Here is a 14,174-nt window from a genome sequence, read left to right as displayed (position 1 = left end):
TCTGAATGGCGTGCCGGTCTTCCGGATTACAGACAGTGGAAATCAGTTCAAATCGTGTTGATTAGGAGTTTACTCTCAATCTCTGGATTATTGTAGGCTTTTTTTATTTTAAAAGGATATGAATACAATTAAAACTCAATATACATTATGATAGAAGTTATAGTCGGTGTTGTATGTTTAGTAATCGGGGCTGCTGTGGGGCTGTTTTTCTCCAGGAGTTCTCTGAATACTAAAGCAAAATTTATTATAGATGATGCAAAGAAAAACGCCGAAAACCTTATAGAAAAAGCTAACGTACAGGCTGAATCCATAAAGAAAGAAAAGAATCTTCAGGCTAAAGAAAAATTCCTTGAACTGAAATCACAGCATGATGCTGATATCCAGGCCCGCGAGAAAAAAATGCAGGAAGCTGAAAAAAGAACGAAGGATAAGGAGCACAAAGTGACTGACGAACTTAGTAAGACTGCAAAATTAGAGAAAGATTTAGACAGACAAATTGCAGACTACGCTAAGAAGAACGAAATTCTAGACAGAAAACAGCAGGAATTAGATATTGCTACCACTAAAAAAGTAGAGATCCTTGAAAAAATCTCTAATTATACCGCTGAGGAAGCTAAAGCAGAATTGGTAGAAACCATGAGAGCTGAAGCTAAAACAAGAGCTCAGGCTCACGTTCAGAGCATCATGGAAGAAGCTCAGCTGAATGCTAAAAACGAAGCGAGAAAGATTGTTATCCAAACGATCCAGAGAATCGGGACCGAGCAGGCTATCGAAAACTCAGTATCAGTATTCAACATTGAATCTGACGAAGTAAAAGGTAGAATTATCGGTAGAGAAGGTAGAAACATCCGTGCTTTAGAAGCAGTAACAGGAGTTGAGATTATTGTTGATGATACTCCGGAAGCTATTCTTCTTTCATGTTTCGATCCGGTAAGAAGAGAGATCGCAAGATTATCACTTCACAGATTGGTTACTGATGGGAGAATTCACCCGGCAAGAATTGAAGAAGTTGTAGAAAAGACAAGAAAACAAATTGAAGAAGAGATCATTGAAGTAGGAAAAAGAACGATTATTGATTTAGGAATCCACGGATTACACCCTGAATTAATCAAGATCGTTGGTAGAATGAAATACCGTTCTTCTTATGGACAGAACTTATTACAGCACTCAAGAGAAGTAGCAAATATTGCTGCAACAATGGCTGCTGAATTAGGATTAAATGTTAAATTAGCTAAGAGAGCAGGTCTTTTACACGATATCGGTAAAGTTCCTGAGCAGGAATCAGAATTACCACACGCTCTATTAGGAATGCAGTGGGCTGAGAAATACGGTGAAAACCCAGAAGTAGTGAATGCTATTGGAGCTCACCACGACGAAATTGAAATGAAGTCTCTATTATCTCCAATCATTCAGGTTGCCGATGCGATCTCAGGAGCAAGACCGGGAGCAAGAAGACAAGTACTGGAATCTTACATTCAGAGACTAAAAGATCTTGAATCTGCGGCATTAAGCTTCGATGGTGTATCAAGCGCTTATGCAATTCAGGCAGGTAGAGAACTAAGAGTAATGGTGGAGAGTGGAAAAGTAAACGACGAAGTCGCTTCTCAACTTTCTTACGATATCTCTGAAAAGATCCAGAATGAACTTACTTACCCTGGACAGGTGAAAGTAACCGTAATCAGAGAAACAAGAGCCGTGAATATTGCAAGATAATAATCACAACAAGATATTTTATAAAAACCTTTCAAGAAATTGAAAGGTTTTTTATTTTTATCAAAATTTAACAATGCAAGAACTATCACTGTCTTCAAAACTAAAGTACATTTTCTCTATTCCCGTTATTATTTCGGCTCTTGGCTATTTCGTAGATATCTATGACCTTCTCTTGTTTGGGATCGTAAGGATTCCCAGTTTAAAAGCATTAGGGCTTAATCCGGATGCTGATGGAACATTCATACTGAACTGTCAGATGGTTGGACTTCTTATAGGAGGTGTATTCTGGGGAGTGTTCGGAGATAAAAAAGGAAGACTTTCTGTACTTTTCGGTTCTATTCTGGTCTATTCCCTCGCAAATATTGCCTGTGGTTTTTTGCCTTATTTTCCAAAAGAGCATTTAGTGTATCAATATGCCGCTTTAAGGTTTATTGCAGGAATAGGTCTTGCCGGAGAGCTTGGAGCCGGAATTACCCTGGTTTCTGAAAGTCTGCCGAAGAGTTTGAGAGCAATCGGAACCTCTGTAGTGGCCGGTTTTGGATTGATGGGTGCTGTTGTAGCTCAATTAACAGTAGAATTAGCCGGCGGATGGAATATTTCCTACATCATTGGCGGGGTAATGGGAATTCTTTTATTACTGCTGAGAATAAGTGTTTCAGAGTCAGGAATCTATAAAAATATTGAGCATAAAAATGTTTCCAAGGGAAACTTTCTTTCCTTTTCACTAATAAAGACAGATTGATACGGTATCTGAAATGTATTGCTGTAGGATTGCCTACCTGGTATTGTATAGGGATTCTGGCTGTTTTAGCCAATCAATTTGCTCCTGAATTCGGGATAAAGGATCTCAGTCCCGGAAAAGCTATTATGTGGGCTTATGTAGGTATTTCTGTGGGAGATCTTATGAGTGGTTTTATTTCTCATGCTTTAAAATCGCGTAAGATGGCTATATTTTATATGCTTCTTTTTACTCTGGTAGGGGTAGGCATTATGTTGTTTGGAAACACCAATACGGAAACAAAATATTATTTATTCTGTGTATGGTTGGGCTTTGGTACCGGATATTGGGCGATGTTTGTCACTTTAGCAGCAGAACAGTTTGGAACGAATATCAGAAATACAGCTACCACTACTGTTCCCAATATGGTAAGAGGGTTGGTGCCCGTCATGATTCTGGGATTTGATTCTCTTAAAGGTAATTTTTCAGTAGTAGAAAGTGCTGCAATTGTAGGAGTAGTAGTATTTGGATTGGCGTTTTACTCTTCATTAACGATTTCAGAAACCCACGACAGGGATCTGGAGTTTACGGAATAAATGATATTTTACTCACTTTTAAATCTGTGAAATTGCGTTAATTAACATTTTTTATGTGATGAATAATTTTTATTTATTTAATTTTAAAAATGAACTAACAAAATATATGTTTAATTAAAATAAAATCATCATGTCACAAAACATTTTTAAAAATGCTAAAAAGCTGGAAAGAGATTCTCTTAAAGATATTGTAGGAGGTGTTGGTGGTGTAGTTACCCCGGATCTTTCGAAATGTGGCTGTAGCTGTACAGGCGCAGTGACAGGCCCATCGTATTGTAAAGAATATAAAAGATGTCTGCAGGTTATGACCTGTTAAATTAAAATGATATTATTTATTAAAAACCTTTTGAGAAATCGAAAGGTTTTTTTATTAAAACTTAAAAAATAGATAAGGATATTGACATTTCTTAGATCGCAGCTTTGGCTTTGTTTGCATTGATTTTACTGGCTGTTAAAGCTCATCTCATAAACTTTACTTTTACAGTTAGATTTAATTTGTTTAATAAATAAAGGTGGTTTTTTATGTTTTTTAATATATTAATTTATTTGTAATCAGTATTTTATAAAAAAAATATTAAAATAGGTTGCGTGTAATTAATATTTGTTTAACTTTGGTAAGTAACTAAAACTATATTTTTTAATTAAAAACTAAATCACATGAACATTTTTAAAAATGCTAAAAAGCTAAAAAAACAAGATCTTAAAAGTATTACAGGAGGAGTAAGTGGTAAGCCGGATTTATCTCTTTGCGGATGCAGCTGTTCAGGTGCGGTAACAGGTCCTGACTATTGCTCAATATATATGGGTTGTCTGCAGGTGTATACTTGCGGTGAAGTATAAGAAATTATTGAAATATGAAATAAACATTTCCACATTTAATAGGCAGCACCCTCCTGATTTCAGAAGGGTGCTGCTGCTTTTAGTGAATGATGTAAAGTAAACTTCCTACACTGATGGTCACCCACAGCAATACAGCGGTAAGCAATGGTTTAAAGCCTATCGTTTTCAAGGTCTGTATAGAAAGGGTAGAACCAATAAAGAACAAGGTCAGGTTGAGTCCGGATTTTGCAAAAGAAGTAATTGCAGAGCTGAATTGATTCATAACAGGAAAATAAGTATTCAGCAGAATAGCCAGAATGAAATATCCGATGAACCACGGAATTTTAATTTTAGAATCTTTACTTTTAAAAATAAACATGGTAATAATGGAAACCGGAATAATCCATAAAGCACGGGCTAATTTAACCGTTGTAGCAATTTTTAAAGCTTCATTACCATATTTACTGGCTGCTCCTACTACAGAACTCGTATCATGGATTCCGATTGCACACCATAGCCCAAACTGCTCCTGAGAAAGATGTAAGAGATGCCCGATAGCCGGATAAACGAACAGGGCAATGGAGTTTAATGTAAAAACAATGGCCAATGCCAATGAAATTTGCTTTGTACTTGGCTTGATGATAGGAGCAACTGCAGCAATAGCACTTCCGCCACAGATGGCAGTTCCGGCAGACAAAAGATAGGATAAGGGTCTTTCAAGTTTAAAAATCTTTCCTAAAAAATAGCCAAGGATCATTACACTAATAATACTTACCACGGTTAACATCAGACCTGTTTTTCCGGCTTGAAGTGCCTCATCCAGCTTTAATCCAAAACCTAATCCGACAATAGAGATCTGTAAAAGCAGGTGAATATATTGATGTAAATGTTTTTCAAATGGATTTCCCATAAAAACAGCCAGAATAAAACCTAACGCCAGAGCAATGGGGGATGAAATAAGTGGAGTCAGACATAAAACTGACAGTCCAATGAAAATTACTTTTCGTGTTGTTTCATGAAGAATGAAATCTTTCATATTGTGAACTTTTAATTTGGGTCAAAATTCGGCAATATGTTATTATAAAGTAAATTGTATTTTGTTATATTGGATAACTATAAGTTATAAAAGATAAAAGATAAAAGATAAAAGATAAAAGATAAAAGATAAAAGATAAAAGATAAAAGATAAAAGATAAAAGATAAAAGATAAAAGATAAAAGATAAAAGATCTTGCCGTTAAACAACTATTTAGTTATAACTATTATCCATTCGGATATCAATATCAATAGAGATAGGCTTTAGCCTAGTGATGGTCGGAAGATTTTTTCTTCCGATTTTCATTTTGGGTTACTTAAGTTTTATCTTTGATAAGTATACTTATTAATATGTCCATTTTTAGCGAGCACAAAATTTCAGTTTCCCAGTTGTTAAGCTTTATTCCTGAAGCCCTCTTATCTCATCTTTCAGCCAATACCAAAGTAGATCATTATTCTAAAGTACTTCAAGGCAGAAAGATGTTTTATCTTCTGTTATTTGCCATTACCAGCAATGAAAAATTAAGCCAGCGAACACTGGAAGACACATTTAAAGATCCTGTATTTAAGGCTTTATTCAATCTTGATGAAACTGAAACTGTAAGACGCAGTTCTATTTCTGAGAGGCTTTCAAAAATCGATTCAAGATACTTTAAAGAAATCTACGATTGTATCTATAATATGTTCTGTGATTCCTATAACCCGGCAGAAAGAGAAAAATATGATCTAATCAGAACAGATAGCACTGTTATTGGTGAAGCAGCTGGAAAATTAAAGGAAGGCATTGCTCAAAACGGAGGTAAGAAATTTATTAAGTATAGTGTCTTATTTGATGGGCTGCTTCCTTGCGGAGTTGAAATTTACAATACTCCTAAATACTGTGCAGAAGATAATGCTCTTTCTGAAGCTGTATTGCAACATGTGAAAAGAGAAAAAGAACATGCCAATATTTATATTATAGATAAAGGATTGGGTTCTGCCCAAAGAATGAAAGAATTTGATGATAAAGGGGTGTTTTTTGTTATAAGATCTAAAGAAAATAGAAAACATGAAGAAATAAAGTCTTTTATTGAAAAAGATCAGAATATCGACTTAGGAGAAATTGTACTCATAAAAGATAGTTTAGTAAAGTTATATTCGTCAAAACCTGTCCCAACTCAAAAAGGGAAAACTTATAATAAGGAGGAGCAAATTGAAACACATTTCAGATTGGTTGTAGTAAGCAGCAAACAGCAACCTGAAAAAGAATTTTGGTTTCTAACCAATGACTTTCAAATCTCTGCAAAAGATATTGCGGATTATTATCGGAAAAGATGGGACATTGAAGTGTTTTTTAGATTTCTAAAACAGGAACTTCATGCTAGTCATCTTCTTTCACTCAATAAAAATGGTATAGAAGTAATGATTTACATGACTCTTATTACAGCTATGCTCATTCTCATCTATAAAAAAGCAAATAATATAGGATATAAAACAGCCAAAAGAAGATTTGCTATGGAGATAAGGAACCTTGCCATATCTATATTAATAATAGGGGCAGGGGGAAATCCTGATAAAGTTTTTAAAACTTAAAATAAAATGGTCGGATATTCTTCCGACCACCACTAGGCTTTAGCCCATCTAAAAAAGTAATCCATCCATTTGGCTTTAGCCAAAACTTAAAAAATTAGTGGGTTTTAATAAGTAAACTCCATATTTAAACTATCTATTGGCATAGTAAAAAATTATTCAGCAAATCTTAAAAACAGTTCTATCAATTCAGATTGTTCCCCTTTGGGAAGAATAAAATGGAAATCTCTTTCAATACTGAAGTTTTTAATGTCAATCACTGTAAGAACATTATTTTTCAGTTCATTCAGAATGGTACTGATAGAAAGAAAGGCCATACAATCCGAATGAAGAAGATAATTTTTGATACTCTCACTGCTTCCCAATTGGATGACGGTATTCAGTTCATGGATATTAATATCCTTTTCTTTTAAACGGTTTTGTATAAATTCGAGAGTTCCGGAGCCTTGTTCACGGAAAATAAGATTAAGCTGATAAAGATCTTTTACTTGCAGCGTTTTATGAGCTAAAGCGTGGTCTGATTTGGCGGCAAGAACAATTTCATCAGGTTTGAATGTTTTGTAATCAAAATAAGAAGATTGTGATTCCCCTTCAATAATACCCAAATCAATTTTTTCTTCTTTTAAAAGAGCAGAAATAGCTTCTGTATTTCCGGTCAGAAGCTCTATTTTAATGTCTTTATAATAGGCGTTGAACTTGGCCAGGATTTCAGGCAAAATATATTGGGCAACAGTGGTGCTGGCTCCAATAATAAGTTTTCCTTTATGCTGCTGATTGATCTGACTGATCTCAAATTCCAGATCACGGTAGATATTTCTGATCTTTTCAGCATATTCAAACAGGATTTTGCCACTTTGCGTCAATTGTATAGAAGTTCCTTTTCTGTCAAATAATTTGGTGCTCAGCTGTACCTCAATTTCTTTGATGTGCTTCGTAACTGCCGGCTGTGAAATATGAAGCTCCTCAGAAGCCTTGGTAAAACTCAGTCTGGAAGCTACGGTATGAAAAACTTTTAACCTGTAATCGAACATGTCGCAAAAGTACGGATTATAGTTGTATTTCGAGTAGGTCCGTTTATGATACCTGATGCTTGTTTTGAAATTCGAAGGTTTAGAATCTTAGTGTTTGAGGCTATGTTTTATCTCTTTATGGTTAATCATATTTGATGCACGACAGCTCTCTTTCACTTGACTTGTAGCGAAAACTCAAAGAAGTTTTGGTGAGATGGTTAAAGAAATTCGGAAATAGATTTGTCCTGTTGGCTTTCATATCTTCTGTTTTTAGCTTCTCCAATTTTCTGTTTACTGTAAATACTGTTATGCCCAGAAAGAAGATAAGAAACCACACAGGCAATAGCAATATATACACCACATTCAGCTCCAAATAATTCAATTCCCATCAGCATACAAGCGAGTGGAGTATTGGTTGCTCCGGCAAATACAGCCACAAATCCCATTCCTGCCAATAATCCAAAAGGTAATGGAATAAATAATGATAATGCACTTCCCAATGTAGCTCCGATAAAGAATAAAGGAGTAACTTCCCCTCCTTTAAAGCCTGCGGAAAGGGTAATGATGGTAAAAACCATTTTCAGAGCAAAATCATACAACGGAAGCTGTTTTTCAAAAGATTCAACAATGACAGGAACTCCAAGACCAATATATCGTGTTGTGCCCATGAGCAGGACCGCCAGAGCAACGATAGTTCCACCAACAACCGGGCGAAGCGGTGGGTATGTGATCTTTGATTTAAAAACAGAACCTGCCCAATGAATGATTTTACTGAAAGCAGCAGCACAAATTCCAAAAGCAATTCCAGCTAAAATACTATAGAGAATCGGTAAAAGCTCTAGTTTAGGAATAAAATCAATATGATAATGAGTATGCTTTACATTCCATAGGTTTGTCGCCCAATCTGCTAGTATGGCTGATGCAAAAGCCGGGAATATTGCATTGTACCGTATTCTTCCGATCAGAAAAACTTCAAGCCCGAAAACGGCTCCGGCTAATGGTGTTCCGAAAACAGAGCCAAACCCTGCGGCAATGGCAGAAATAATCAATATTCTTCTTTCATTCTTATCAAGCTTAAAAGGTTTACTGAAATGATCTGCAATAGCAGCTGCCATTTGAAGGGCCGTTCCTTCACGTCCTGCTGAACCTCCAAAAAAATGGGTGACAATAGTTCCCAGGTAAACAAAAGGAGCCATTTTGAACGGAATAGTTCCTTTAGGATCATGAATATTGTCAATCAGAAGATTATTTCCCGCTTCAACATCCTTTCCCCAATAATAATATAAAAGTCCAATTAAAAAACCGGCAAGAGGAAGTAAAGCAATCAGCCATATATGACTTTCTCTGAAATTTGTAGCCCATTCCAAAGACTGTAAAAATCCGGCAGAAGCACTTCCTATCAAGACTCCAATGATAATGCTGATGAGCAGCCATTTACCAATATAAGGAATTGCCGGAAATTTTCTGAAGAAAAATTGCGTATGAAAAATTGCTTTTTGACCAAGTGTTCGTTGATGTTTTGACATAATAATCCTGATTAGTTATTCATTAATAATCTCTTAATCAGGCGTCATCAGCTTTTGTAAAGCGGTTGGGGAAGGAAGAACACCATTTCCTTTTGATGGAACAAAGATATAAATTAAGATTAAAAGATAAAAGATAAAAGATAAAAGATAAAAGATAAAAGATAAAAGATAAAAGATAAAAGATAAAAGATAAAAGATAAAAGATAAAAGATAAAAGATAAAAGATAAAAGATCTTTGCCGTTAAACAACTATTAGCTATAACTATTATCCATTCGGATATCAACATCAACAGGGATGGGCTTTAGCCCATCTTAAAAATTAACCCATCCATTGGCTTTAGCCAAAACTTAAAACATGATAAATCTTTATATCATTTGGTATACCCTACGAAAACGAGATACCTAATTCTGAGATCTATTTCTTCATTCAATAATCATCATCTAAAAATATATCTTGCATCCGCCTCAAATCTTAGTTTTCCACTCTAAAATTTCTATAAAAAAGGCTTCATTTCATCCTCAATCTGTGTTCTCAGCTCCATGAGACGTTTAGCATACTGTTCTTTCTGTTTTTCCTCTTCGGTTTCAGGAATCCATTTGGGTACTGGAAGCTTTTTACCGTTTTCATCTACGGCAACAAAAACAATGATACAGTGGGTTTTTTTATCAAAAGTAGGTTGTTTCAGGTTTCGGGAAAAGACATTGATAGAAATATGCATACTTGAGCTTCCGGTATAGATCACCTGAGCATCTACTTTTACCACTTCTCCAATTTTTATAGGTTCATAGAAACGGATTCCACCAACATACACTGTAACTGAATAATTGCCACTCCAGGTGGTAGCACAAGCATAGCCTGCCTGATCAATCCACTTCATAACACTTCCGCCGTGTACATTTCCACCATAATTAACATCTGAGGGTTCTGAAATAAACTGAAAAGTAATGGGTTTGTTCTGCATCTTTATAAAATTTCAATAAAGTTATTTAATAATTTCGAAAGTTTTAGATTAAATCCTACTTTTGAAAGACGAAATAATAATGAAGTAGAATTTTAACAAATAACAGAAAAGAATAGCAATGAAGAAAGTATTTTATCTGAATACCTGTGATACCTGCAGAAAAATTTTAGCACAATTTGATCTTACAGACTGGGATCTTCGTGAGATTAAAAAACAACCTATTACCAAAGAAGAATTAATAGAAATGCACAAACTGGCAAAGTCATATGAGGCTTTGTTCAGTAAAAAATCTACTCAGATTAAGTTGAGAGGATTAGATGTAAAGTCTTTGGGAGAGAAAGATTTCAAAGAATTGTTACTGGATCACTATACCTTTCTAAAGCGTCCTGTCTTCATAACAGACAAGGAAATTTTTATAGGAAATGATAAAACTAATATAGCGGCTTTAAGAACATTCTTTGGAGTGGAAGAATAATTTTACTCAATAATTATAAGTTTGGGCTCCGCTTGCGGAGCTTTTTTTATTTAAAATACTGATGTGTAGTGTTTTAAAGTTTTATTCTTATATTTAAATAACCAAAAAATAGTATTATGAATAAAAACATTTTTAGAGCCCAAAAACTTAACAGGGTAACATTAAAAGAAATTAAAGGGGGTGGAAAAGTCATTGTACCCAATTGCTATACACTTTGTGGTGAAGCAGGAGGCGTCGTTTCAAATCATCCGGGAATAGGAGATATGTGTACCCCGGATAGATCGCTTTGCTGCTACTGCAGATAAGAAAAAGAGATTGCAGAAATGCAGTCTCTTTTTGGTAGTATATATAATGAAGGTTAAAAAAATTATCTTTACATAATTTATTTTATTGAAATATTTGTGTTATTTGTGTTTTTTTATGTTGTTATTTGTTAATAGTGTGTTTTTTTATTGAAATGTGTTTTGATTTTATTTTGAAATAGTGGATTCTGTTAAATTGTTTGTAAATTGGATTCTGGTAAAATTATCATTTTCAAACACAACTAAAACAACTCAATGATGGAAAAACAACTCAACCCGATCATTAAAGCGGTGCAAAGTCTAAGGAAACTTGCTGTAGACATTAAGACAACCAATAAAGAAATTCAATCCAATGATCAGAAAATAAGATCAAGAATCGAAGAATGTGGCAGGTTGATTGCAACAACGAAGGACAGCATGGTTATCAATTTATGGATAAGAGAGAAGTCTAAGCTGACGGAAAACTCTGATACCCTTCTAGGTATTTTGGGAAAAATAGAAGAAAAATTTAGAAAAAAGATGCTACTGATCTGGTACAAATCTGGTACTCTCATGAAGAGTATAAAACAATGGTATTGGATAATCTAATGGAACTGGAAAGAATAGGAATGGCCATTTTTATAGATGAGAATCTTCAAAAATGGGATGACAATTGGAAGGAAATCAAGAGTTCACTAGGTAAAATACTATCCATTTCTGAAACCTATCATCTCAAACTGAAAATGATGGAAGCACTGGAACCTAGTGAAATTGATCTCTTAACGATGGATATTCTTAATCATATTCCCTGGAACTATTCGGATGATGAAGCTTGTAAATATGAACATGACTATCTTCTCGCTTATAATGAATTAAAAGAATCCCAGTCTAAGAAAAAAAATCTTTGGGATAAGATTTTAAACGTTTTAGCAGGAGGAGTAGAAGAGACACCAGCTCATAGAGTTCAGATGAGAAGATGGATGGATGGAGAAGGAGATACGGTGTAATCTGATATTATTCTGTCCAAAAAATAATTGATAAAATAAAAAACCGCAGATTTTTCTGCGGTTTTTATCTGTTTTAGTATTTATACAAAAGGAGCTTTCACTACTTTTGCAGGAATATTCTTATTTCTTACCTGAATAAAGATCTCAGATCCTAGTTTGAAGTGAGGCTTGTCTACATAAGCAAGACCTAAACCAATTTTTTCATAGGAGACTGAGTTCCTGAAGTTACTTTTCCGATTACATTTCCTTCAGCATCTACTACAGGATAATCATGTCTTGGAACTCCTTTGTCTGTTAATTCAAAAGCTACTAATTTTCTGGTAACCCCTTCTTCTTTCTGTTTTGCGAAAGTATCTTTAGAAACAAAATCTTTATCGAATTTAGTGATCCATCCTAAACCAGCTTCAATTGGAGAAGTAGTATCATCAATATCGTTTCCGTATAAGCAGAATCCTTTTTCAAGTCTTAAAGTATCTCTGGCAGCCAATCCACAAGGAATAATTCCTTCCGCTTCACCAGCCTTCATTACTTCATCCCATAGTTGTTCTGCATTTTCGTTTTTGAAATAGATCTCAAAACCTCCGCTTCCAGTATATCCTGTATTGGAAATGATGACATCATGTACTCCTGCTACACTCCCTACTGTAAAGTTATAGTAAGGAATTTCAGAAAGGTTTACATCAGTAAGTTTTTGAAGGATTTCAGTAGCTTTAGGCCCTTGAACTGCCAGTAATGACATGTCATCAGAAGCGTTGGTCATTTTTGCTCCGAAAGTATTGTATTTTGAGATATGGTTCCAGTCTTTGTCAATATTGGAAGCATTTACTACTACGAAGTATTTGTCATCCTCTATTTTGTAAACAATAAGGTCGTCCACGATTCCCCCTTTTTCATTAGGAAGGCATGAGTACTGAGCTTTTCCGTTTTCAAGAGTATCTACATTGTTAGTCGTCACAAATTGTAAAAGATCTTTTGATCCTGGGCCTTCGATGAAAAACTGCCCCATATGGGAAACATCAAACAATCCCGCTTTTTCTCTTACTGCAAAATGCTCTTCCGTTACGCCTGAATATTGTACAGGCATTTCAAAACCTGCGAAAGGTACGATCTTAGCTCCTAATGAAACATGTTTGTCGTACAAAGCTGTTTTCTTCATATTTAATTTTTATTTCTTTATTTTAAAACTGTTAAAAGTCTCATTAAATAGGGTCATATAGTTTCCGTTCCAGAACTTCTGGCCACAATTGATAGTGACCAGATACAAGTCTTTATCTTTTTGAAAAGCTCTTGTAACCCAGAAAAGTTTTTCTTTTTCATCAAAATATTCGTAGAAATATTCTGTATATCCTTTTTTACCTCTACTTTCCTTTACCTTTTTTCCGCATCTTCAGATTTGTAAAGAGCCAGAATGAATTTTTTTGTTTCAGTCTTGGGAAGGTCTAGGTCGTGGTATTCGGAAATGGTAATGGCACCAATTTCACTCGTAGGGAAAATATTGATAATGTCACTGTCATTGGTTGATTTCCAGCCTTCAGGAACATTGATAGAGTAGTTGGCACTATCATAGGTTGCAGCCTTTTGAGCAAAAGACAAACTTCCTGATAGGATAGCAGTAAAGAGAAATATTTTTTTTATCATTAAAAATGGTGTTTGTATTCTTCAAGGATGATTTTAAACCACTCTGTAAAGTGTTTAGGATGTTCAGAAATCTCCTTATTCAGATCTTCAAAAGAAATAAATCTTACTTCTTCCACTTCTTCTTTATTCAGATTAAAGCCAGACTCATAGCTGCCTACAAAAACATAATCAAGTTCATGCTCCCAAAGGCCGCCTCCTACATTTGCTTTATAAATAAAATTAAATTTTTCTGAAAGTTCCACCTCTATTCCCAACTCTTCTTTTAATCTTCGTTGGGCTCCGGCCAGATAAGTTTCCCCAATTCTTGGGTGTGAACACACAGCATTGGTCCATTGATTGGGAGAATGATATTTTCCTGAAGCTCTTTTCTGAAGAAGCATTTCGCCCTTATTGTTGAACAGAAATACGGAAAAAGCACGGTGTAACAGACCATTAATATGAGCCTGCTGTTTCTCCATCAAGCCTAAAACGACATCTTCAGGATTTACTAAAACTACTAATTCTTCCATTCCTACAAATGTAAGTGTAATAAATGTATTTTGGAAATTTTTAGCTAAACATTCTATCATTTTGAATGGATAAAGAGAGAGAATAAAAAAGCAAGTTGAAAATCTATGCAGCAGTCATTAGATTTTCCAAATATCTTCTATTTCAAGATATAAACTAATATTTAAAAAGAAAAATTTTAACTAGAAGTCATCAAATTACGAATAAAATCTTTATATTATTTATTAAATAACGATTTTTATAGTAAATTTTTAACTTAAACTCAAATTAATATACCTGATAGGTATAAAAACCGTAACTTTGTTACTCAAATTTTCGT

At 34.6% G+C, this 14,174-nt stretch carries 16 protein-coding genes, 1 pseudogene and 1 riboswitch; of the genes and pseudogenes, 10 read left to right on the top strand and 7 right to left on the bottom strand.

Translation table 11 applies throughout. The features are described from left to right. Window positions 1-147: 147 nt before the first annotated feature. The 5 genes from rny to H5J24_RS14130 all read left to right on the top strand — a co-directional run bounded on the left by rny (window position 148) and on the right by H5J24_RS14130 (window position 3,867). The gene (rny, locus tag H5J24_RS14150) at window positions 148-1,713 is read left to right on the top strand and encodes a ribonuclease Y (protein WP_068942566.1); all 1,566 of its coding nucleotides are present in this window, start codon (window positions 148-150) and stop codon (window positions 1,711-1,713) included. 73 nt (window positions 1,714-1,786) lie between these two features. Then, on the top strand, window positions 1,787-2,455 hold the full coding sequence (locus tag H5J24_RS14145; protein WP_232815607.1) for an MFS transporter: 669 nt from the start codon (window positions 1,787-1,789) through the stop codon (window positions 2,453-2,455). Further along, window positions 2,452-3,027: an MFS transporter gene (locus H5J24_RS14140; protein ID WP_232815606.1), complete on the top strand. Its 576-nt coding sequence runs from the start codon at window positions 2,452-2,454 to the stop codon at window positions 3,025-3,027. The genes H5J24_RS14145 and H5J24_RS14140 overlap by 4 nt, the downstream gene beginning before the upstream one ends. A 130-nt stretch (window positions 3,028-3,157) precedes the next feature. Further along, the gene (locus H5J24_RS14135; protein ID WP_068942570.1) at window positions 3,158-3,343 is read left to right on the top strand and encodes a hypothetical protein; all 186 of its coding nucleotides are present in this window, start codon (window positions 3,158-3,160) and stop codon (window positions 3,341-3,343) included. Window positions 3,344-3,684: 341 nt separating this feature from the next. Continuing rightward, window positions 3,685-3,867 (top strand): hypothetical protein, encoded by a 183-nt coding sequence (locus H5J24_RS14130; protein WP_068942571.1) that lies wholly within the window; start codon window positions 3,685-3,687, stop codon window positions 3,865-3,867. 79 nt (window positions 3,868-3,946) lie between these two features. On the opposite strand, the gene H5J24_RS14125 is transcribed toward H5J24_RS14130, so the two are convergent. Continuing rightward, window positions 3,947-4,882: a YeiH family protein gene (locus H5J24_RS14125; RefSeq protein WP_068942573.1), complete on the bottom strand. Its 936-nt coding sequence runs from the start codon at window positions 4,880-4,882 to the stop codon at window positions 3,947-3,949. A gap of 349 nt (window positions 4,883-5,231) precedes the next feature. Between H5J24_RS14125 and H5J24_RS14120 the strand changes: the two genes are divergently transcribed. Next, the gene (locus H5J24_RS14120; protein ID WP_068939257.1) at window positions 5,232-6,452 is read left to right on the top strand and encodes an IS4 family transposase; all 1,221 of its coding nucleotides are present in this window, start codon (window positions 5,232-5,234) and stop codon (window positions 6,450-6,452) included. Window positions 6,453-6,604: 152 nt separating this feature from the next. On the opposite strand, the gene H5J24_RS14115 is transcribed toward H5J24_RS14120, so the two are convergent. From H5J24_RS14115 to H5J24_RS14105, 3 genes are all read right to left on the bottom strand, one after another. Further along, window positions 6,605-7,480 (bottom strand): LysR substrate-binding domain-containing protein, encoded by an 876-nt coding sequence (locus tag H5J24_RS14115; RefSeq protein WP_068942575.1) that lies wholly within the window; start codon window positions 7,478-7,480, stop codon window positions 6,605-6,607. 197 nt (window positions 7,481-7,677) lie between these two features. Further along, a complete protein-coding gene (locus H5J24_RS14110; RefSeq protein WP_185124657.1) occupies window positions 7,678-8,985 on the bottom strand; it encodes a voltage-gated chloride channel family protein in 1,308 nt (435 codons plus the stop codon). A 31-nt stretch (window positions 8,986-9,016) separates the two neighbouring features. After that, a riboswitch (Fluoride riboswitch) is annotated at window positions 9,017-9,084 on the bottom strand. Window positions 9,085-9,479: 395 nt separating this feature from the next. Next, window positions 9,480-9,947, bottom strand: a complete 468-nt coding sequence (locus tag H5J24_RS14105) for an acyl-CoA thioesterase (protein ID WP_068942579.1) — start codon at window positions 9,945-9,947, stop codon at window positions 9,480-9,482. A 118-nt stretch (window positions 9,948-10,065) separates the two neighbouring features. On the opposite strand from H5J24_RS14105, the gene H5J24_RS14100 reads away from it, so the two are divergent. The 4 genes from H5J24_RS14100 (at window position 10,066) to H5J24_RS14085 (ending at window position 11,710) form a co-directional block, all read left to right on the top strand. Next, the gene (locus tag H5J24_RS14100) at window positions 10,066-10,422 is read left to right on the top strand and encodes an arsenate reductase family protein (RefSeq protein WP_068942580.1); all 357 of its coding nucleotides are present in this window, start codon (window positions 10,066-10,068) and stop codon (window positions 10,420-10,422) included. 116 nt (window positions 10,423-10,538) lie between these two features. Then, window positions 10,539-10,727: a hypothetical protein gene (locus H5J24_RS14095; protein WP_141395657.1), complete on the top strand. Its 189-nt coding sequence runs from the start codon at window positions 10,539-10,541 to the stop codon at window positions 10,725-10,727. Between the two features lie 252 nt (window positions 10,728-10,979). Further along, window positions 10,980-11,312, top strand: a complete 333-nt coding sequence (locus H5J24_RS14090; protein WP_232815605.1) for a hypothetical protein — start codon at window positions 10,980-10,982, stop codon at window positions 11,310-11,312. Continuing rightward, complete coding sequence (locus H5J24_RS14085) at window positions 11,300-11,710, top strand: hypothetical protein (protein WP_232815604.1); 411 nt, start codon at window positions 11,300-11,302, stop codon at window positions 11,708-11,710. The genes H5J24_RS14090 and H5J24_RS14085 overlap by 13 nt, the downstream gene beginning before the upstream one ends. Before the next feature lie 80 nt (window positions 11,711-11,790). Here H5J24_RS14085 and gcvT read toward each other — a convergent pair. The 3 genes and pseudogenes from gcvT to idi form a co-directional block, all read right to left on the bottom strand. Further along, window positions 11,791-12,866, bottom strand: a pseudogene (gene gcvT, locus H5J24_RS14080) (glycine cleavage system aminomethyltransferase GcvT). 212 nt (window positions 12,867-13,078) lie between these two features. Next, window positions 13,079-13,348 (bottom strand): hypothetical protein, encoded by a 270-nt coding sequence (locus H5J24_RS14075; protein ID WP_232815603.1) that lies wholly within the window; start codon window positions 13,346-13,348, stop codon window positions 13,079-13,081. Beyond that, complete coding sequence (gene idi, locus H5J24_RS14070; RefSeq protein ID WP_068945030.1) at window positions 13,348-13,857, bottom strand: isopentenyl-diphosphate Delta-isomerase; 510 nt, start codon at window positions 13,855-13,857, stop codon at window positions 13,348-13,350. Before idi ends, H5J24_RS14075 begins: the two co-directional genes overlap by 1 nt. Between the last annotated feature and the right edge of the window lie 317 nt (window positions 13,858-14,174).

The sequence above is a fragment of the Chryseobacterium capnotolerans genome (assembly GCF_021278965.1).
Taxonomy (GTDB): domain Bacteria; phylum Bacteroidota; class Bacteroidia; order Flavobacteriales; family Weeksellaceae; genus Chryseobacterium; species Chryseobacterium capnotolerans.
This window is presented reverse-complemented; position numbering and strand designations above follow the sequence as displayed.